At 38.6% G+C, this 19,670-nt stretch carries 22 protein-coding genes; 8 read left to right on the top strand and 14 right to left on the bottom strand.

Annotation, left to right across the window (positions count from 1 at the left end):
* The first annotated feature begins 5 nt into the window (after window positions 1-5).
* The 4 genes from AC0L7Q_RS18680 to AC0L7Q_RS18665 are packed head-to-tail and all read left to right on the top strand — an operon-like array spanning window position 6 to window position 3,136.
* Window positions 6-1,514 (top strand): curlin, encoded by a 1,509-nt coding sequence (locus AC0L7Q_RS18680; RefSeq protein WP_413402970.1) that lies wholly within the window; start codon window positions 6-8, stop codon window positions 1,512-1,514.
* A 40-nt stretch (window positions 1,515-1,554) separates the two neighbouring features.
* Entirely contained in the window at window positions 1,555-1,947 is a 393-nt protein-coding gene (locus AC0L7Q_RS18675; RefSeq protein WP_178956929.1) for a curli production assembly/transport protein CsgE, read from the top strand.
* Window positions 1,941-2,363: a curli assembly protein CsgF gene (locus tag AC0L7Q_RS18670; RefSeq protein ID WP_138605903.1), complete on the top strand. Its 423-nt coding sequence runs from the start codon at window positions 1,941-1,943 to the stop codon at window positions 2,361-2,363. The genes AC0L7Q_RS18675 and AC0L7Q_RS18670 overlap by 7 nt, the downstream gene beginning before the upstream one ends.
* Window positions 2,363-3,136: a CsgG/HfaB family protein gene (locus AC0L7Q_RS18665; protein ID WP_413402967.1), complete on the top strand. Its 774-nt coding sequence runs from the start codon at window positions 2,363-2,365 to the stop codon at window positions 3,134-3,136. The genes AC0L7Q_RS18670 and AC0L7Q_RS18665 overlap by 1 nt, the downstream gene beginning before the upstream one ends.
* Before the next feature lie 32 nt (window positions 3,137-3,168).
* Here the strand turns inward: AC0L7Q_RS18665 and AC0L7Q_RS18660 are convergent, their stop codons facing one another.
* From AC0L7Q_RS18660 to AC0L7Q_RS18650, 3 genes are all read right to left on the bottom strand, one after another.
* Window positions 3,169-3,858, bottom strand: coding sequence for a response regulator transcription factor (locus AC0L7Q_RS18660; protein ID WP_409425691.1), 690 nt, complete (start codon window positions 3,856-3,858; stop codon window positions 3,169-3,171).
* A 207-nt stretch (window positions 3,859-4,065) separates the two neighbouring features.
* On the bottom strand, window positions 4,066-7,221 hold the full coding sequence (locus tag AC0L7Q_RS18655) for a M1 family aminopeptidase (RefSeq protein WP_409425690.1): 3,156 nt from the start codon (window positions 7,219-7,221) through the stop codon (window positions 4,066-4,068).
* Window positions 7,212-8,084, bottom strand: coding sequence for an ABC transporter ATP-binding protein (locus tag AC0L7Q_RS18650; protein ID WP_409425689.1), 873 nt, complete (start codon window positions 8,082-8,084; stop codon window positions 7,212-7,214). Before AC0L7Q_RS18650 ends, AC0L7Q_RS18655 begins: the two co-directional genes overlap by 10 nt.
* Before the next feature lie 226 nt (window positions 8,085-8,310).
* Between AC0L7Q_RS18650 and AC0L7Q_RS18645 the strand changes: the two genes are divergently transcribed.
* Both AC0L7Q_RS18645 and AC0L7Q_RS18640 read left to right on the top strand, forming a co-directional pair.
* Window positions 8,311-9,810, top strand: a complete 1,500-nt coding sequence (locus tag AC0L7Q_RS18645) for a sensor histidine kinase (protein ID WP_409425688.1) — start codon at window positions 8,311-8,313, stop codon at window positions 9,808-9,810.
* 2 nt (window positions 9,811-9,812) lie between these two features.
* Window positions 9,813-10,487 (top strand): LytR/AlgR family response regulator transcription factor, encoded by a 675-nt coding sequence (locus tag AC0L7Q_RS18640; protein ID WP_409425687.1) that lies wholly within the window; start codon window positions 9,813-9,815, stop codon window positions 10,485-10,487.
* Here AC0L7Q_RS18640 and AC0L7Q_RS18635 read toward each other — a convergent pair.
* From AC0L7Q_RS18635 to AC0L7Q_RS18625, 3 genes are all read right to left on the bottom strand, one after another.
* On the bottom strand, window positions 10,484-11,083 hold the full coding sequence (locus AC0L7Q_RS18635; protein WP_409425686.1) for an SGNH/GDSL hydrolase family protein: 600 nt from the start codon (window positions 11,081-11,083) through the stop codon (window positions 10,484-10,486). The genes AC0L7Q_RS18640 and AC0L7Q_RS18635 overlap by 4 nt on opposite strands.
* A gap of 2 nt (window positions 11,084-11,085) precedes the next feature.
* Complete coding sequence (locus AC0L7Q_RS18630) at window positions 11,086-11,595, bottom strand: DsrE family protein (protein ID WP_413402963.1); 510 nt, start codon at window positions 11,593-11,595, stop codon at window positions 11,086-11,088.
* A gap of 65 nt (window positions 11,596-11,660) precedes the next feature.
* Entirely contained in the window at window positions 11,661-12,134 is a 474-nt protein-coding gene (locus AC0L7Q_RS18625; protein WP_413402961.1) for a flavodoxin family protein, read from the bottom strand.
* A gap of 78 nt (window positions 12,135-12,212) precedes the next feature.
* On the opposite strand from AC0L7Q_RS18625, the gene soxR reads away from it, so the two are divergent.
* A complete protein-coding gene (gene soxR, locus AC0L7Q_RS18620; RefSeq protein ID WP_413402959.1) occupies window positions 12,213-12,674 on the top strand; it encodes a redox-sensitive transcriptional activator SoxR in 462 nt (153 codons plus the stop codon).
* 13 nt (window positions 12,675-12,687) lie between these two features.
* Here the strand turns inward: soxR and AC0L7Q_RS18615 are convergent, their stop codons facing one another.
* The 8 genes from AC0L7Q_RS18615 to AC0L7Q_RS18580 all read right to left on the bottom strand — a co-directional run bounded on the left by AC0L7Q_RS18615 (window position 12,688) and on the right by AC0L7Q_RS18580 (window position 18,348).
* The gene (locus AC0L7Q_RS18615) at window positions 12,688-13,854 is read right to left on the bottom strand and encodes a lipase family protein (RefSeq protein ID WP_413402957.1); all 1,167 of its coding nucleotides are present in this window, start codon (window positions 13,852-13,854) and stop codon (window positions 12,688-12,690) included.
* A gap of 30 nt (window positions 13,855-13,884) precedes the next feature.
* The gene (locus AC0L7Q_RS18610; protein ID WP_409425681.1) at window positions 13,885-14,397 is read right to left on the bottom strand and encodes a DUF6795 domain-containing protein; all 513 of its coding nucleotides are present in this window, start codon (window positions 14,395-14,397) and stop codon (window positions 13,885-13,887) included.
* Window positions 14,398-14,573: 176 nt separating this feature from the next.
* Window positions 14,574-15,359, bottom strand: coding sequence for a hypothetical protein (locus tag AC0L7Q_RS18605; RefSeq protein WP_368485875.1), 786 nt, complete (start codon window positions 15,357-15,359; stop codon window positions 14,574-14,576).
* 60 nt (window positions 15,360-15,419) lie between these two features.
* Window positions 15,420-15,686, bottom strand: coding sequence for a hypothetical protein (locus AC0L7Q_RS18600; protein ID WP_413402954.1), 267 nt, complete (start codon window positions 15,684-15,686; stop codon window positions 15,420-15,422).
* Between the two features lie 56 nt (window positions 15,687-15,742).
* The gene (locus tag AC0L7Q_RS18595) at window positions 15,743-16,333 is read right to left on the bottom strand and encodes a hypothetical protein (protein ID WP_409425679.1); all 591 of its coding nucleotides are present in this window, start codon (window positions 16,331-16,333) and stop codon (window positions 15,743-15,745) included.
* Entirely contained in the window at window positions 16,327-17,100 is a 774-nt protein-coding gene (locus tag AC0L7Q_RS18590; RefSeq protein WP_413402952.1) for a ChaN family lipoprotein, read from the bottom strand. The genes AC0L7Q_RS18595 and AC0L7Q_RS18590 overlap by 7 nt, the downstream gene beginning before the upstream one ends.
* A 3-nt stretch (window positions 17,101-17,103) precedes the next feature.
* Window positions 17,104-17,400 carry a hypothetical protein gene (locus tag AC0L7Q_RS18585; RefSeq protein ID WP_413402950.1) on the bottom strand — a complete coding sequence of 99 codons (297 nt, stop codon included), beginning with the start codon at window positions 17,398-17,400 and terminating at the stop codon, window positions 17,104-17,106.
* Window positions 17,401-17,961: 561 nt separating this feature from the next.
* On the bottom strand, window positions 17,962-18,348 hold the full coding sequence (locus AC0L7Q_RS18580) for a hypothetical protein (RefSeq protein ID WP_409425676.1): 387 nt from the start codon (window positions 18,346-18,348) through the stop codon (window positions 17,962-17,964).
* Between the two features lie 164 nt (window positions 18,349-18,512).
* On the opposite strand from AC0L7Q_RS18580, the gene AC0L7Q_RS18575 reads away from it, so the two are divergent.
* A protein-coding gene (locus AC0L7Q_RS18575) for an IS3 family transposase (protein WP_409425675.1) occupies window positions 18,513-19,660 on the top strand; the annotation gives its coding sequence in 2 pieces (ribosomal slippage) (window positions 18,513-18,750 and window positions 18,750-19,660; 1,149 coding nt in all).
* The last annotated feature ends 10 nt before the right edge of the window (window positions 19,661-19,670 follow it).

Genomic DNA, 19,670 nt, shown 5'->3' with positions numbered 1-19,670 from the left:
TAATAATGAAATTGAATAAATCACTTTTAAGCTGTGCAATTGCAATTGCAATGGGCGCAAGCTTTACAGCAAACGCAAATACAGAATCAAAAGCGGGTTCAACTTCTGAGCTTGCATCTAAAGTATCTGTAAGTAGCATTGAAAATGCCGTAACAGTTAAACAATCATTTTCTGATAATACAGCATTAGTATCTCAAGATGGGGATGGAAATACTGCACTAGCTACTGAAGTTGGTAACAATAACGATGTTAAAATAGCTCAATTACAAAATGGTAATTACGCCGAAGTTGAAACAACGGGTGATAACAACCAACAGACTTATGCGCAAGATGGTATCGCTAATGGTTTTATTACTCGTATTACGGGTGATCATAACGGCGTTTATGTTTCTCAATTCGGCCAAGGATTATTCCAGAATAATGAAGCAATCAATATTATCACCGGTAGCGACAATAATATTGACGTAGAACAAGGTGATGGCGGCCATTGGTTTTACAACATGGACATGAGAGGTAACGGCAACGAAATTATTTCATCTCAGTCAGGTATGTGGCAAGAGTTTGAAATACTTAGCTTATCTGGTGATGAAAACATCATTGAAATTGAACAAACAGACACGTGGAATGAATTTAAAATAGAGTCATTACGTGGCAACGAAAATGAAATTGATGTTAGCCAAGATGGCTCACGCAACATTGTTACATTCACTGATATAGCTGGTGATGCAAACGAAATAGCTATTGAACAAAGCAGCGGTGATAACAATACGATTACTTTTGCAGCCGTTACTGGCAATGATAATGAAATAAAACTAGACCAAGAAGGTTCAGACAATGCTATTGAGTCTGGTCTTTTTGACGGTTCATTCAACGAAGTAACAGTTAATCAAGTTGGTGATGAGAACCTTGCAACAACTGAGCTAATGGGCGATAACAATGAGCTTACAGCAATGCAAGTTGGTAACACTAATGAAGTATACATGGGTGTAATTGGATCAAATAATGAATTTACAGTAACTCAAGTTAGTAATTCCAGCTCGGTTCATTTAGCTAATTTTAATGGTAATGGCAATGATGTTGACCTTAGCCAATCAGGTGGTGATGAAAACGCAATTTTAGTGCAGTCTTCATACCCTGATGTCTCACTTACATCAAACGATAACGATATTGATGTTAATCAAGTCGGTAACCAAAACGAAGCCATTGTTACACTAGCGGGTGTTCTTGATAGTAATGCAAACCAAATTGATATCGCTCAAAATGGTGATATCAACGTTATTGACTTAATGGTAGAGGGCAGTAATCACTCTATTGATATTGCACAACAAGGTGAGGGAAACTGGGTAGGTGGAACGGGAGATTCAGCGCTTTTACTAGGTGGTGAAAACGTTTCATTCTCTGTTACTCAAACAGGTAATTACAATACTGTTGAAGGTAACGTAATTGGCTTTAACAGTACGTTCTCTGTCACGCAAATCGGTGATGGTAACACTGCAACAATTACACAAATGTAATTGATGAGAAAGGGAGAGTAACCCTCTCCCTTATTTAACTATGAAAAATAATAAATATAACTATTTTTTTATACTTTTAACTCTTTTTATTCCTTGTAGTAATGCCAGTGATGATTTAGAAATCGATGGATTACTTCTAAACAAAAGTATTAGCCGCTTTGGGTATCAATTTTATAGTGAATTTTCAAACTATTGGCGCGAATTCCCCTCAACAGCAGGCTTCAATGTAGAAATAAAAGAAACGGTTATACCCCGTGCTGGCACCAAATTAGTATTAATAATGAATAATAAGATAATTTATGCAACCCACTTGGGACGAAAGCTAGAGCCTTTAGACGAGCGGGTAGAGCAAGCAGTACATTCTGTAATGGACGCAATGGCGCGATCGAATATGCAAACAGCGAGTCCTGACATGGCATTGAATGGATGGTAACAATGAAAAAAATAGTATTAACAATAATAACGACTTTAAGCTTTTCAGTCTCCGCAACTGAAATTATTTACACCCCTATTAACCCGAGCTTTGGCGGCAACCCTCTCAATGCCAATATGCTGCTTAGTAAGGCACAAGCACAAAATAAGCATAAAGCGCCTGTGATCGAAAAAGGGTATGCAGAGCAATTTCAGGACTCATTAGAGCGAACATACTTAAATAGGATGGTGAGAGAAATCACCGACATGGCTTTTGGCGAAAATATTGAAGACAGTGTTTTTAACCAAGATTCAATATTTATGAGTGGTGATTATCAAATAGAAGTAATCACCAGTACAACCGACACTATCACGGTTAGAATAACAAATATAATTGATGACTCGGTTGTGGTTATCGAAGTACCGAGGTTTGGATAATGTATAAAGTAATTATAATAACAATCGCTCTTTCTCTTAGTGGTTGCTCTACTATGGGTAATTTAATTCCCCCATCAAAACAAGGTGCGGTAACGTTAGAGCCAACAGATGTTTTTTCTGATTTAAAAAGCTTACCTAAACCTGCGGGTAGCATTCCAGTTTCGGTTTATTCATTTCGCGATCAAACCGGTCAATATAAACCACAAACTAATGTTAGCTCGTTTTCAACGGCCGTCACTCAAGGTGCGAACTCTATTCTAGTGCAAGCATTACATGAGTCTGACTGGTTTACGCCGGTTGAACGTGAGGGTTTACAAAACATTTTGACTGAGCGAAAAATTATTAGAGCGGCACAAGCGACTAACCCTAATCAGGGCGAGCTTCCGCCATTAACCACCGCAAAAATTATTTTAGAAGGTGGCATAATTAGCTACGATACCAATGTAAAAACTGGCGGATTAGGAATGGAATACTTTGGGATTGGTGCCTCAGAGCTATATCGTGAAGATGCAATTTCAATTTATTTGCGTGCAGTCGATGTAAGAACTGGCCAAGTACTATTATCAGTAGCGACCAGCAAAAAAGTATTGAGCCAAGAAATGCGAGCAGGCTTCTTTAGATATGTTAGTTACAAACGTTTAGCCGAAGCCGAAGCTGGATTTAGTGATAACGAACCTATGAGTATTTGTGTAACACAAGCCATAGAAAAAGCGCTTACTGATTTAATTACTAAAGGCATAGAGCGAGGACTTTGGGCTAAAAAACAAGCTTAAAAAATAAAAGGCTATGCATATAGCCTTTTTATTTAATTATCTAATGGAAGTAATACCGAAATGTAGCGCTGTGCCCAATTTGCAAGCTCTATACGATTACGCGATTGAGTCTTTTTAAACGCACTATAAAGATGAGTTTTCACTGTGTGATCACTAATATTGAGTTTGTTCGCTATTTTATCGTTACTCGCACCCTGCGCTATTAATTGAATCACCGATTTTTCACGTTTGGTTAAGTTTTCGTAATCCGATTTACTAAGCACTATGTCGTCATGCAGTAAATTGTTAGATGAAGCTGCATTCAATATATCTTTGAATGCATCAGAAATCACTTTACGAGTAAACCATAGCTCGCCGTCGGTTATTCTTACAAGCGCCTTAAAAATATCCTCTGCAGCATCTGAACTATAAAAAACACCATTGAAGTGATTTAATAATAAGTTTTTCTCACACACAGCATTTGGATCAACGTTAAATAAAATCACCTTATGTTGCTTAGCTAAACAGATTAGTTCGGCAGGGATTAATGAGTGCCAATCCTTATCCGCACCATCAACGAGATAAAGTTCAAAGGTTTGACGTAACTCGACTTTAGGGAGTGAGTCATCCATTTTTATTTCATTAAAAAGCGCTTTTAAAGTGCTTATAATCGTTGTATAGCAAAATGAGTGAGAAGACGATTTAGGTGTTGTTTTAATAAAGGCAAATTTTTTACTTAACATAATTACCATCCCTGAAACAATTTCATTACATTACCTAAATCAACTACAAAACACAATGCTCTTTTGGTATACCTTCGTAGTGGAGTACTCTGTAAGGCAATTAAGTCGAACGGCCAACACCCTCTCGCCATCACATTATGCGAAGTACAACACGTTTAGTTAAAGCAATTTAGAGTCAACTCCAAGCCGCTGGCGACTTGAAGATTGTCATATCTCTAAGAACAGCTTATCAATTAAACTACTTAGCTGTGGATTAACTTGCTCTTTTAACGCAAAAATAAAGTCCATTGAAGTAGCAGGCATATTAGGATGAGTATGATTTTCCCATACTAAGTTAAGTGCCTTAATTATCGCTTCATCGCCTATTTTTTTCCTTAGTTTTGCAAATACAATAGTGCCTTTTGAGTATTGCTCATAGCTTTTTGTTGAATCAATCAATGCCATTTTTTCGGTAATATCCATACGTGATGCTTGCTCGTAACGCTTTGTTTCGTAATCGACCAAAGCGTTCATAGCGACCTTTCCGTAATGTTTTTCTATTACCACCAACTCAATATATTTGGCCATCGATTCAATTAGAAACGCACTGTCAGCAGGCACACTATTGCCAATATCGTGGCCAAACCATTGATGTGCAGTTTCATGCACTGCACGGCGATAACGCTGATCAAAACCGGCATTATCGCTTGGCCGAGCCCTAAAGCCGACGGTATCTTCAACTAATATTATTTGTGGTAAAGCATACCCTGTGCCCCCAAAAGGTGGGGCCGCAATTATGCTCAATTGCTTTGATTTGTAAGCAACAATATTATTTTTAAACCAATCAAGTGTGTCCATCATCGCTTGAAAATTAACGGCAATTGCATCTGAACGCTCAATCAGCTGTTGTTTTTTTGCAAATACTTGTAACGTAACACCATCATGCTTTTTAGTTGCAGCAGTAAAAGGCACTGACAGCCAAGCTGGTAAGTTATTAATTTCAGTTAATGTTTTGAACTCAAATATCTCACGGCCTTGCTCACGTTGATGCGTAATTTGTTTTCCCTGCGTCACAACTTGATGCCCCGCTGCGGTTGATATTTTGCTCGACATCGTTATGCGCTCATAGTGTTTAGGCCTTTTTTGCTGTTCATTAAATAATGTTGAAGCTAAAGGCCGTGCCTTTTGTTGCAAACCATATTGAGCGCGCAACTGTGTATCGGTTAGCTCATAATTGACTTGATAGCCAATGGTTGGCAACGCAGGAACCGCACGAATATAACTAAATTCAGGCGTAATTATTTGATGCCCACCAGCAGGCCACAATGTTGTTTGATGAATATCAAATTTTGTGGTTAATTGTCGTGTTTCATGCGGTTTTAATGCAATATCAAACTCATAAACAGCTTGATTTAAGTCAGGGTAAAACGCAATTTGGGTCGCACCAGCAATCTTCACATTCGCCCATTTATAAAACCCCGCCCTGCCCACTAAAATTTGCTTAATAGCCGTTGGATGAAGGTTTTTTAAGGTGTAAGTCAGATAAAACTTAGCAAACTGTTGATGCGGATAAAAATCAATTTTTGCATCAATATGGCTAACTTGTGGTTGCAACTTATGCTGCCAATCTACAAAGTTCTTTTCATAATTGGCTTTAAAAGCTTCACGCTTGTGTGAATTGGTAAGGGGCTTTTCATCAACTAAACGTAGGTGTAATTGCACAAATAAGCCAACGCAGAGCAACACTGGCATTATTAGCCATGCATCTTTTCGCACAACCGCACGCCTATCAACCCCCGCACCGCGATGACTAAATACACACGTTAGCAATATAAAACTTATACCGGCCAGCAACCACACCTGCATATAAGACCAATAACTGCTGATACTTGCCCGATAACCCCAAAACTCACTCGGCGGCTGCAATGGCGTCCAAGCTAGGCTCCAAAATGTGTGTGTGAGTCCTAAATAAGTCATAACGGGTGTAAATTTTAGCAACAGCATCACAAAAACGATTGCTCCTGCAACCAGTGTTGAGCGAAAAATATTAAATACACATACAGTTACCCAGCCAATTAGCATCAGGGGCAGTGACGTTAAACACAAAACATATACATGGTCGTAAGCGTCATATTGGCTATCAATAAACCACTGCGCTAAAGAGACTCCCACAAAACTCATTGTTGAAAAAGTAATAACCAAAGTAGCCAATACCAATAATTGACTATATAAAATAGTGGCCGTTTTGATAGGCGTAGCAGCAATTAGCTCAGCCATATTAAAGCGCCGTGCATAGCAACTGATTTGCCAGCTCCAAAGCACCATCAGCAAACACCCAAACAGTATTTGCATATCAAATGCATAGTGACTAATTGCATCGATACTGGTTGTTGCATTGATTACACTCAATGGCTCAGCATAAGCAGCAGAAGAGGCTACGCTATTAAACACCATGAATGGCCAAGCTAATAAAACTATCCATGTTATTGGATGCTTTAACACATTGAAAAGCGCTACTTTATAAAATGTGATAAATATCGCTAGACCATGACTTTGTGCAGCCGCAGGTCGGTACGAGGCATTTGCTACTGTAACGGGTTGTAGCTTGCTCACTGCACTTTTTACTGGCTTACTAAACGAGTTGAACTTATTACTTGCTAAAGCGCTAAAATAAATAAGACTTGTGAGTAATAAGAACAGCACCCGATTAAAAGCGATAATCCATCCTTGCGGCTCACTAAAGCTAGCTATAATTGCTGTGTATGCGAAAGGGTCTAACCAAATAAACAGTTGATAGCTAGTTTCACTGATAATACTACTGCCCGCCAGTATTGGGTTACCAGTAACACTTGCAAGTAGTAAGTAGCCAATCCATAAAACTGCAAATACCACATAATTCACCAAAGCACTGCTGAACTTTTGACAAAACCACAGGGCAATGACACTGAGCAAACACGCATTAGGAAACAACATAAAAAGGCTATTAACAAACAGTAGATTAATAATATGCCAGTCAAACCCGTTACTGAGTAACTGTGTTACAACCACCAGCATACTAATAAACGCAATCGCAAACACACACAACACCAAAGCGCTTAAACGTAACCAAGCTCGCTTTCTAAAAGTAATAGGAGTCGCTGCTACAAGCTCGTGCATATTGTGTATTTGATCACGTAAAAAAATTGTCGGTGCAAGCGCGCCTGTCAGTAAAGCTAGTTGCATCATTTGTAGGGCAACTAGGTGCAGCTTTAACTGGTTTATCGCATCGCTTCCTTCAACAGCTAACCCTGCTGACAATGTATACGCAAACAAAGGCGCTGCTAAAAAACACAACCAAAGCAGAGGCTGACGAGTGATGTAACGCAGTTCATTGATCAATAACATGCGTGACACCCTCTTGCTTTCAATTCATAAAAATAGCTATCTTGCAGTGTCGCTTCTGCGGGGATCGCACTTTCAGCAGGGGTCGTTGTAGCATAAACACGAAATGAAGGTTTGCCGTACCGATAACTTTTACTTAGCACCAAACTCTCTTGCGGTAGTTCACTAGGCAATGTGTCTAGCAGCCATACACATCCATGCAATGGCTTGATAAGGGCGGCTACTTCACCACTTTGAATTAGCTGGCCTTGGTTAATCATTGCAACAAAGTGACACTGATTTTCTATGTCTTCTACAATGTGCGTAGATAACAGCACTAGGCGTTGTTTACTAATCGTCACCAATAAATTATTGAGACTTTCGCGCTCAGCAGGGTCAAGCCCTGCGGTTGGTTCATCTAAAATAATCAGTTTAGGAGAGCCTAACAACGCTTGTGCAATACCAAAACGTTGTTTCATCCCACCCGAAAAGTGGCTTACCTTTTTGTTTGCAAATGAAGATAAATTTAACAGTGTCAAAAGCTCCTCTATTTGCTGCTTTCGATATTTTTTATTGAGCCCCTTTAACGTTGCAATATGTTCCAGTAATGCAATACAACTCATATTTGGATAGACGCCAAATTGTTGCGGTAAATAGCCCAGCTGTTTGCGCATCTGTTCGGGGTGTTGCAGCACATTTAAGCCATCAAAATTTACCTGACCATTATCCACACTTTGCAAACACGCTAGGGTGCGCATTAAACTTGATTTACCCGCCCCATTTGGTCCAAGTAAACCAACCATGCCAGCAGGCAAATGAACCGACACATCATTTAAAGCGTGCGTGCCATCTGGGTATTTTTTATTTATATTTGTAAGTGTCAGCATCTATTGCGTTCCTTAATTGACGAATAGTCACATTAAGCAACACCTAACAAATCAGCTAGCAAGTAATGATCAAAGCCTATAACTAAGGGATAAGAGTAACGATTGGCTGCTCATCATTAAAAACCTTACTTTCATCATTATTTGTGGTTTTTTAGCAACGTAAAGATGTGTTAATAATGTTTAAAGGGTAAAGTAGTGCGAAGTTAAAATTATATTTAGGTGAAATGTGCAGGCGGTTATTTCCTTTTTATCACAACGGATTAAGGTAAAATATGTCATTGCCTTAATGCCATTATTGGCTGCCATTTTACTTGAAGCCCATATTCGCTTTCTATCGTTAAGGCTCAGCTCAACACCGCTTTACTTACAAATAAACCTGCAACTTTTTTTAGTATGCCTGCCTTTTTTAATCGCCCATGTAATCGCATTTAAGCATTCTTCACGGCAGGCCTTAATGAGCTGGCTGTTAGGTTTTATTGCTTACCCTATCTTGATATACGCGCTCGGAGTGCTGCTTCCACAATTTGCTCATTGGCACTATTTAGCACCACAAGGCTGGGCCTTATGTACGGCAGCAAGCCTAACATGGCTGATATCTCAACGTGTTATCACTCAGCCTTCACTCAATAGCAAACGGCTAAGTTCATTAATATCATTGGATAATGTAGTGTTACTCACTCTTTTGGGCTGGTGTTTTCTAATGGCTGGGGTACTCAATACACATGAAAACCCACTATTAAATCAACCATTTGATTTAATTTTTGACCCAAGTAAAGTTGTCTCGCAGTTTGGTCAATTTATCACTTATTTTTGGCAACTAGGCGTTTATACTGCAATTGTTTACGGGTTATATTTATTTAACCGATACTTGCTCATTCGCCACTTGCTTGCTGTTCACGGCGTATTTTTGTTTGTAGCCGTTTGCGTTATTGTAATGCTGGTATTAACACCTTTGTTGATAGCTGCCGTTCTATCGCTACCCATTAATGACTTACCCCACGGCGTTGCTAACCTCACACCAAGTGGCGATCAAAATATTTTTAGTAAGTTCAATTATCAGTTTATGCTGCTTTTTCTTGTTATAAGTACCCCAATTATTTTGGCGTTTGAGCGTCAACAGCAACACAGCAAGTTAAATGAAGTTGCTAAACAGCAAACTCAAACCGAACTAAAATTACTCCAACAACAAGTTAATCCTCATTTTTTATTTAATACATTAAATAACTTATATGCACTTACGCTGACAAAATCAGAACAAGCACCTCAATTAGTGCTGCATTTAGCAGACTTGCTACGCTACACAGTGTATGAAGGGCAAAAGTCATCCGTGCCACTGGCAAAAGAGCTAGACTACCTTAAGAATTTTATTGAATTACAAAAAATAAGAAGTGCGAATAAGTGTAAGTTTAACCTTGTTTGGCCATACAATTTTGACGACCTCAAAATCACACCGCTGCTGTTGATTATTATTGTTGAAAATGCCATAAAACATGGGGTTGAGCCCGCGAGCGACAAAACACACGTATCAATTGAAATAACAATCAATGACAATGTTTTAACGCTTTATTGCACCAACCCAATACCCGCTCGAGTAGTAAAAAAAGAACATGGGATGGGGCTCGCTAATTTACAAAAACGACTGCAACTTTTATACCCTAATAAACATTCACTAATAACCCATAAGCAAGATGCAATGTGGCAAACAACACTGACCTTGGAGCTGTAAAAATGATAAGAGCCATTATTGTTGATGACGAGCCATTGGCGCACCAAGTCCTACTGCATCATTTAACTGCACACTCTAATATAAATATAGTAGGTCAATACTATAGCGCTAAAGATGCCTTATGTGTGCTTGCCAAGCCGGGCATTGATTTAGTGTTTCTTGACATTAATATGCCAGAGTTAACAGGCCTTGAGCTATTAAAAGCACTTGCTAACCCGCCGCAAGTAATTATCAATAGTGCCTATCAAGAGTATGCTTTAGCTGGCTTTGATTTAAATGTTACAGACTACTTGCTCAAACCCGTTTCAGCGCCGAGGCTAGAGCAAGCTCTCAGCAAAGTGTGTCAACGTGCGGCACAGCCTTTAGACCAACAGCCCCAATGTATAACGCTTAAAGTAGACCGAGAAAAACGAAAATTCGCGTTAGACACCATTGAGTATATTGAAGCTTACGGTAATTATGTAAAGTTGCATCAAGCGCAGAATACCACGCTTGCCACAGCGACACTTAAGCAACTGAGTGAACAGCTAGCAGATACATTTATACAAATTCATAAATCGTATTTAATTAATAAAAACAAAGTGACTGCGGTTAATCATGAGAATGTTGAACTAACTACTGGGGCTGTTGTTAAAATTGGCAAATCATATAAAGAACTCTCTCGCACACTACTTTAAACTAAGGGTAGTAGCTGCTTTGCAAGGCGCTTATGTTCTTCAGATGGCCAATGAACCCCCTCACTTTCACAAGCAGCAAGAAGTGAAAAGCCATCGATAAACACACATGCCTGGCGATCAGAGACAGCTTTAAATTCAATAGATAATTGTTTAGCTTTTATACCTGCACCTACGTAAATACTTTTATAACTTCCCACTTCATGAACCTTGGGCGGGCTCAATATGATTATTTTTGGCTGTTCGTTACCGTGATAAAAGGCTTTAATGGCTAAAATCAACTCCTCAAGCGCTCTGCCAATATCGATAGCAGACAATTCAAAACGGGCTTTTAAATCATTGGTGCCAAGCGCAATGATAATGACATCCAACGGCTGCGCCTCAAGGTAAGGCTTTAAATACTTTACGCCTGATTTATCGCCGCTAAATGGCGGGTTATTCACTAAGGTACGATTAGGCTGCCCAGCTTCAATAACGAGGTGCCCTGTACCCAACAGCTCTGCCAATATGCCCGGCCAGCGTTCATGCGCAGGCAGCCGCTTTTCATCAACGGGTGATGTACCAAAGGTATTGGAGTCGCCAAAACAAAGAATATTCATGTTTAAAATGGGTTCAGCGTATAGCCTTTTTGCTGTAACTGGGCGTGGGCAGTCATTGCTGAAAGCGCCATTTTCACTCCAGGAATGAGTTGCTCAGCCGCCACTTTCATATGGGTTGCCGACTGCCCGCAAACATATACCTGCATGTTATTAGCAAGTAGCTGTTTAATTAAAGATTCGGTTTTATTATCTTTGTTAAAACGCGCTTTATAAACGCTGCTTTCAAGCACATCAACACTGGCGCCACCGTGTACCACTAGAGCAAGTTGGATATTCTCCGGCTTTACCCCATGGGCAACATGCATATTAATAAAGCGTGCTAGCGAATTAATATGATTATTTTGCGCGCCTTTTTCAGCGCCATCTCCTACATCAAAGGCAATTTTAAACTGCGCTTGGCTTAAATCAGATTTATGCTCGGGCACATTATAAAAATAACCATAATTGTTTATTTGGTATTCACCCGCTTGCGAGAGCGGGCTTATGAGCAAAAATAATAATAAGTATTTCATACTAAGCCTGTGTGTTAGTTAACTTTTTAATAAAGTAACAGAAGCTAAACCCAAAAGGCAGCTGATTATGCTGCCTTTTGAGTATTTTTATGGTGGTGATTTAAAAACTGCATGCCTAAATAACCAAAAGTTTGTTTAAACATTTGTATGAATACTTCGGGCGCTTCTGGTGATGAACCATTTGATAATAAAGAAAAGTCTTTATCGCGTAATGCGCGTAGTTTTGGTTTTAAGCTCTCATCATCCATATAGTCGGTTATTCTATCTATGAATGCTTTTAGCTGTACCGTGGTGTTATACCAATAAACAGGCGATGCAAATACCCAATGTTGGTATTTTAAAAGTGCCTCAAACACGGTGTAAAAGTCATCGTTTTTATACGTTTTGTTGTAACAATAAGGTGCAATTTTATAGTCATCTAAACAAATAACACGCACATCATTTTGCTCAGCAAAGCCCATAACATGCGATTTTGTATTACCATTTTGACGGGCCGATGAATAAATAATAACTGTACTGCGATTAAGTTTTTGTTGCATTTTGTTAACTCCTTTTTTAATGTTGTAAGCAGCTTAAAACCTCAACTTTTATTGAGGTCAACTAATGGAATAAAAATAATGGCAAATGAGATAAAAAAACTTTCTGATGCTAACTTAACGGTGGGTTATGTTGCTAAACGCAGTGGTGTAAAAGTATCTACATTGCATTTTTACGAAAATAAAGGGCTAATACGCAGCTGGCGAAACAGTGGCAACCAACGACGCTTTAAACCTGATGTACTAAGGCGAGTCGCTGTTATAAAAGCAGCACAAGCGATGGGGATCACGCTCGAAGAAATTAAACAAACTCTGGCAACGTTACCAGAGCAGCGTACACCAACACAAAAAGACTGGTCTGCACTTTCAAAACAATGGCAAAAGAAACTTGATGAGCGTATTGCTTATATGCAACGTTTACGTGAACGGGTTGATGGCTGTATTGGCTGTGGGTGTTTATCAATGAGTAAGTGCCCTATTTATAACAAAGACGACCACTTAGGTGATACCCAAAGTGGTGCCATTTTGTTAGAGCGAGATTAAGGCTTATAAAACCTTAATCTAGGTCATTTAAGCCTTCTCGTGCAGCGCGATATAATGCCCCTAGAGTTGAGTCAAATACCGATTTAATAAAGCTGTAAGTCAGCTCTACGGCTTTACTAATAACTTTGCCAGCAAACACTAGCATGTGGCCGAGTAAACCTAAAGTTTGCGTTGCAAATGAGGCTGACGCTTTGGCTATTTTGTCAAGCGTTCGCGCGAGCATATCGTAAAAAGTTAAACCGGTCCCTATGGCTGCTTGTGCCGCAACAGCACTGTAGTAGCCCGAATCTTTCAATAAGGTGACTAACGCAGCGCCCAGTTTATCTGCCCAGTGTGAACTAAATGAAGCTTGGTTTCTGTCTTCAAACTTCAAACGTACCGGTGCGCTTAAAAAGTGGTTAGCTTTTACAGTTAAATTGCCCCAGTCATTACTGTTTGCGGTATTAACATAGCCTGGCGTACCACTTAACTTGTGAGCTGCGCCTTTAAGGCCCTGGCCGTTATCAAGGCGAATTTCTTGGCCATTGTAGGGCGCATGTGAAAATGGCCATAAAGGCACTTTTGTAACCGGATCAGCGCCGTGTGTACAGCGGTATATTTTATCAATACGTGATGTAGCAGCGCGTGAAAAATTATCAAGCCCCACTCTAGGCGAGCCAAAAGTATATAATTTAACCGGCAACGAATACTCTGCTTTTATCCAATCGGCTGAAAGCGTAGCCAGTGCCCCGCCTAAACTGTGGCCAACAATATGCACACAGCCGGTTATTTTGTCTCGAATGTTAGCTGCTACAAATTCTTGTAGTGCAGGTTTCATACTATAAAAGGTTTTATTAAACCCGGCATGTACCATACTGCCGTTAGAGCCACCGCTTAACCCAAAGTGTGCATCTGTTAGGCCATCTCTAAGAGAGGCCGTACCACGAATAGTAATGACTGAATCACCTTGATAAAGCCCTTGGCCATGCCCTAGTAAACCAAAACCAGTACTTAAACCAAATAAATGAGAGAAAAAACCACCAGATATTCCTTGCACTGCTTCAGGGCTAACCCCAAAGTTAAAGCTCCCTCGCAGAGCAGGATGCAAAGAATTATTGAGTAACGTAGTGCTTTTAATACTCTTTGCTTTATAAGCAAGCAAAGCAACCTGTACAGCTTGTGTCGGAGTTAAAGTATTCATAAAATTCCCTTTAAATGATTATGTTAAAAGTTACATTTTACATGCACCATATATGGTAAAAAAATGCTCTGGCGCTTCTTCTATAGGTATGTCGTATGTTTGTGGCTCTTCGGCAATATCACACTCTAAGTTAGCAAGTAAGTTTTTTAGGGTATCACTCCCCTCGTGCATAGATACGGTTGTATACCAAAGCACAACCCCCTCAGGCGTGCCATTTTCTAGGTAAACATGCTGAACCAGTGATTCATTATCAAACATGTTAGTAGGCTTACTCGTTTTTATAGATTTTTCTGTGAAGGTAAAAAAACCATTATCATCGGTTATTGCTTCATCTTTATATTCATCACCATAAGTAAGCGCACGTACAACCTTAGTATTTGCAACAGGCTGCCCTTTATCTAACAACTGCCCCTTCATCGGAGCCGATAAAACAAAATCCTGCTTATTAAAAAAACCAAACATATCTGCACAAGCCTGTGTTGTAGTAAAAATAATAGTAATAGATACGATTACCAAAAGGTAAGCTTTAAAACGTGATAACAAAATATACAACTCCCTACTGTTAGCCTCAAAATATACGTGTCGTATTGCTATTTAATGACGTTTTAAACTCTTAATTATCAGCATTAATGAAATTACCATTTCAACTAAAATTTATTCTAATTGGGTACAAAGCGCACTGCAAGCATTTAGAACAAAAAATAAGCAAAAATCTCTCCCTAAAAAAACACCTCATAAACAAGCTTACATATAATGCTAAACCCAAGTCCCATCATTAATATATAGCCATACAAAATAGCAATAGCGCCACCCGATGCATCCCCTATTTTGTCTATTTCAATACATGTAGAACACACTATAAAAAAGATAAAAAAGTTAGCAATTAGACCTAATATATAAGCTTCGCCAAATAATGGGGAAATACCGACTAATATAGCACTTAGCATAATAAGTATACCTGAAAGCGCCTCCTTCAAAGAAAACTTGTACTCAATAATTTTGAGCACTAAGGTCACGACCATTAATGCTAAAAAATAAACCGTTGGTTTAAACTGGCTGTATAAATAATCCACACTAAACATTTGGCTAATCGTCAATGAGGGTTCTTTAGCTGGGCTTAAATCTTCTGTTATCGCGCTTGAAGCGTCATCGGTGAAAAAATACGCAGCCGCAACAATAATTAACTTTATCATTCCAAAAAAGATAAAACTGGCGACCATAAACCCTATTGAATCATCTCTGGTCAATCGCTTGTTTGCCTTACTTTCTACAATTTTAGCCAGCAATACACCCAATAAGCACACACTACCTAAATAAAGCAGCGCGACCCAAAACTGATCAAGGTAAAAAACCGATAAGCCAGGGGCGATAAATAAAAACATTGAATCTTCATTATCTAACGAGCTTTTGGGCTCAACGCTGTATTTTGACTGTTTAAAAAGTGCTAAATAAACAAATAATGGCTGTAAAAACAGCATTAAAATGCAGGTGTTTATAAGAGTCATTTATCATCCTTGATTACAGCCAACACACTGCGCCGAGAGTATTGGCAATTTCGAAACTAATTAAAGGTTTATTTTTTGAAGGTAGGTTTTAAGCTTTAATAAGCCCGACTCAAGCTCAAACTTTTGTATTTTAGGGTTTTTAAACTTAAATCCGTTTGAAATATGAGTATTGATCATCGTCGCCATGCCTTCAAAACCCGCAGGCGCACTTGCAACTAAATCGCTTAATAATGGTTGAATAAGCTCTTGATGATCTTCAATTTTGGTTGGATCCTCGTAAATATCGTATACAAGGTTGGTTAGTGTTTGTTGGTGTTGTTGTTCCATAATAATCCTATAGCGCCTTTAGTTTAGCGTTTATAGCTCCTTTTTGGATTTGATATTTAATTGTTCATTGCTGCTACGGCATTTTCTTTTAATGTTTTAGCTAAAGTATCAGAGCCATCGTCTAGCTTTTGATCTATCACATATTGCGCATTAATAATAACATTTGGCCAATCTTCAAGCTTGGTATAGATTTTTGCTAAATCGTAATGAATCGACCTTAACAGAATTGGATATGGCTCTTCTGCCTGAGTTAAAAAAAGCTCATATAAACGTGCGGCTTCCTTTAAATCTTCCTCAACAAACAAACCACCATCATAAAGCCATGCAAGCCTGCGAATAGCCAAATTTTCATTTTTCAGCACACGGCGCTTTAACTCGTTAACATAACGGGAACCGTCCCCAGTATGATGGCCAATAAAAAGTAATGCTTCATACTCACCCATGTCGTAAGCTTTTTCGCACCACTTCTCAAGCTGTCTAGGCGCGTACATTAAGCTTTTTTGACATTGAAGCATCACTGTACTTTTAGACAAGTCAGGATTGTTGATATCAAGTTCTGGCCATAAAGTCTTTGATAAAGACTTAGCCTGAACTTGAGCAGTGATTGTGCTAAGAACAAACAAAGCTATAAATATTCTTTTTACCATTTGAGAGTTCCATCAGAATTGACTCTTTGTTCAGGAATATGAACTTGAAATGTTTTAACTAAATGTTTAGAAGGGAAACCTTCACGATAAAAATATTGCTGCTTGAGAGTTTTTATTTCAGTTGAATCGCCTTCACAACGCCTTTGAGATAGACAAGCAATACCCCCTATAAAATCTATAAATCTAATGCTATTGATTCCCCTAATTGGCATTAGGGTATCTAAACCAGGCTCGTAGTTTGAAGCCTGTACAGCATGCCATCGATGCATAAAAGCAACGATACGATTTGCCTTCGATTGATTTAAAACACCCGCTATATTATCAGCCCATATTTTATTACGACGAGTGTGCGTGCTCAAACAGTCCCCTCCAACATATTGATCATAAGAGCACTCCTTATCCATAACCTCCATCATTTCTTGCGAAATATCTAAGGCAATAATTTTTAAGCCAATATTTCTAGCAGCTTTTACTAACTCACCATAAGCTTTAGGAACTAAATAACCCCAAGCCCAGTTTTCATCGAAGTATTGTTGAATTTCTCTAAAGCCTTTACCCGTACGTTGGTAAAACTCAATTTTTTCTTGCATAGATCGTGGCAACATCTCCATCGCAAAATGAGTAAACCCTGCTCCTTTAAGCTGCTTTAGGGCTTTAATAGCTTCATATTTATAGCCAGCGGTATTATGGCTCGATTCGCCTAGCATAACTAAACGCGCATTACCGGCCATTGTTTTGTAATTTACATCCGTGTTTATTTTATTCATTACCTATCCTTGTTTTTTATTTAAATTTTCAAAACACCATCTATAAAATTCAATAGCGTTATTATTCTCAGAGCTGTAAGGAGCAACTGCATATTCATAGCTCATTGCAAATAAAAGCTCTTTTGCAGTGAAGTTACATTCTTCACTTTTTGAATAACATTCCTTAACCCCACCCCATAATGACATTGCGCGACTTACATACTCGTCACCCCATTTTTCTTTAAATTGCTTGCTGGGGTTGTTTTTTAGTGTAAATGAAGCAACGTCTTGAAGTGTTAAGTGGTTCGTATTAACACACATCACAATAAATAATTAGCTTTTCGGTAATTTGCAATACAAGTTTTCTAGAGCAGAAATCACAGAAGAGTCAGGCACTAAGCAATGCACTGAAACCAAATGTAAAATAGATGAGTCTACAATTAAATTTATTTCTCCATTGGGGATTCTGTACTCATATTTAGATATAACTTTATTTTCCTCATTTATTAAAAAGTTTTTTTCATTACAAATAGGACAAATTGCTATATGGCGTCTTTTATTAATTACCTCTGTCTTATCTAGAGCATCCAAAAACCATTTAAAAAAACTTCTTTCTCTAAATTTGATTTAAACTCATTATTCATTAAATCTAAACTTACCCAAACATCATTAGTTCTACGTGAAATCATATTCCATGCCTCTTTTCAAAATTTAAAAACGGTATCATTACACCAGTCCAATTTTGAATAAAACTTATAAATAAGTAATCAAATAAATAGAATACTTTCTTTTCATTTGATTACTTATCTTCTCTATAAATGCAATAGTTACTCTAAGAAAGATAAAATATTTCCTCATTATTTCAATTACTAAATCTCAAAATTATAAATCTACTTCAATTATATTTTCTATATTTGGGGTCGATTCTAAAAATAACTTCCATTCGAGAAGGGCGTTTTTCAGCTGTTGCGTAGTTAAAACTTGAAAGTAGCTATCATCAAGTAAAGAATAAATTTGTGCGTTCTCAATTGTAAATTCAGCTCCCCACCTTTCGCGATCCCAGTAAAAAGAGGCACATTCACTAGTTAAAACAGAATTTAATCTTTTTATACCTTCCTCAACCCAATCAATAGTATCATTGTATGGTAATCCGCCATCATCCATGAGAAGACTAGATAGGATATTTTTACCATCGTTATTCTCTGTGATTGAAGAGCAAACTGGATAAATAGAATCAACATCTCTTTTCCAAGAAAAACTTATTTTCATAATTAAACCTTAATATAATGGATAAACAGTAGTTTTTGGTTCTAACCACCCTTTTACTTTAATTCCGCTGGGCGTTGTTCCTGTCCACATTTCGCCATCTGGACTTCCCATAGTTTGCTAGACACCCAATAAGTTACATTGTAACTTCTAATAAGAGGTGTTTTATGAGCAAAGGCAAACGTTTTACCCAAGAGTTTAAAGAAGCGGCTGTTAAACAAGTTACTGAGCGCGGATATTCAGTTGCAGAAGTCGCTGAACGGTTAGATATTTCTACTAAAACGCTATATCACTGGCGAAGCCAATTATCAGATAAACCTAAATCCGTTCAACCATCCGATGAAAAATTAAAGATCGCTAAATTAGAAGCGCAATTGAAACGTGTCACGGAGGAACGGGATATTTTAAAAAAGGCCGCAAGGTACTTTGCCAGCAACCCCGAGTAAAGTACGGCTTCATTCGTGATCATCAAAGTGAGTTTTCCATTACGACGATGTGCCGCCTTTTTAAGCTGCATCGCAGTGGTTTTTATGCGTGGTTGAAAAAGCCTTTAAGCAATAGAGCGCTTGAAGATAATCGCTTGTTGAAGCTCATTAAAGCGTTTTATGTAGCCAGTGGCGGCACATATGGTAGCCCTTGGATACATGCAGACTTGCGTGAAGCCGGTGAGCGGTGCAGCGTAAATCGTGTCGCTAAGATCATGCGACAACATAAGCTTAAAGCGCAAATTGGGTATAAGCGTCGCCATATTAAAGTCGGTAAGACATCGCGGATTGCAGATAACTTATTAGCGCGTCAATTTAACCCACCTGCGCCGAATCAATCATGGGTGAGCGACATAACTTATATAAGAACTTATGAAGGTTTTTTAAATGTGGCAACAGTAATGGATTTATTCTCTAGGCGTATTGTGGGTTGGTCGATGGATAAAAATATGGATAAGCGCCTTGTGATAAACGCACTGCTGATGGCTGTATATCAACGTCAACCGAAGGCTGAGGTAATGGTGCATAGTGATCAAGGTAGTCAATACGGTAGCGCTGACTATCTCGCATTTATGAAAGAACATAATCTTGTGCCGTCGATGAGCCGTGCTGGGAACTGTCATGATAATGCGGTTGCTGAAAGCTTTTTTGCGACAATTAAAAAGCGAATAGTTAAGCGTAAGATATACTCGACACGCGAAGATGCGAAAGGTGAGATATTCAATTTTATAGAAATGTTTTACAATCCAAAAAAGCGCCATTCACACACAGGCGGTGTTTCACCTGCTAAGTTTGAAGAAGCGTACTATTCTGAGTTAAAAACTGTCTAGTGAAAGCTGG

The organism is Pseudoalteromonas sp. KJ63-1, assembly GCF_055808145.1.
Note: the sequence above shows the minus strand (reverse complement) of the source record. Positions and strands in the feature narration are given on the sequence as shown.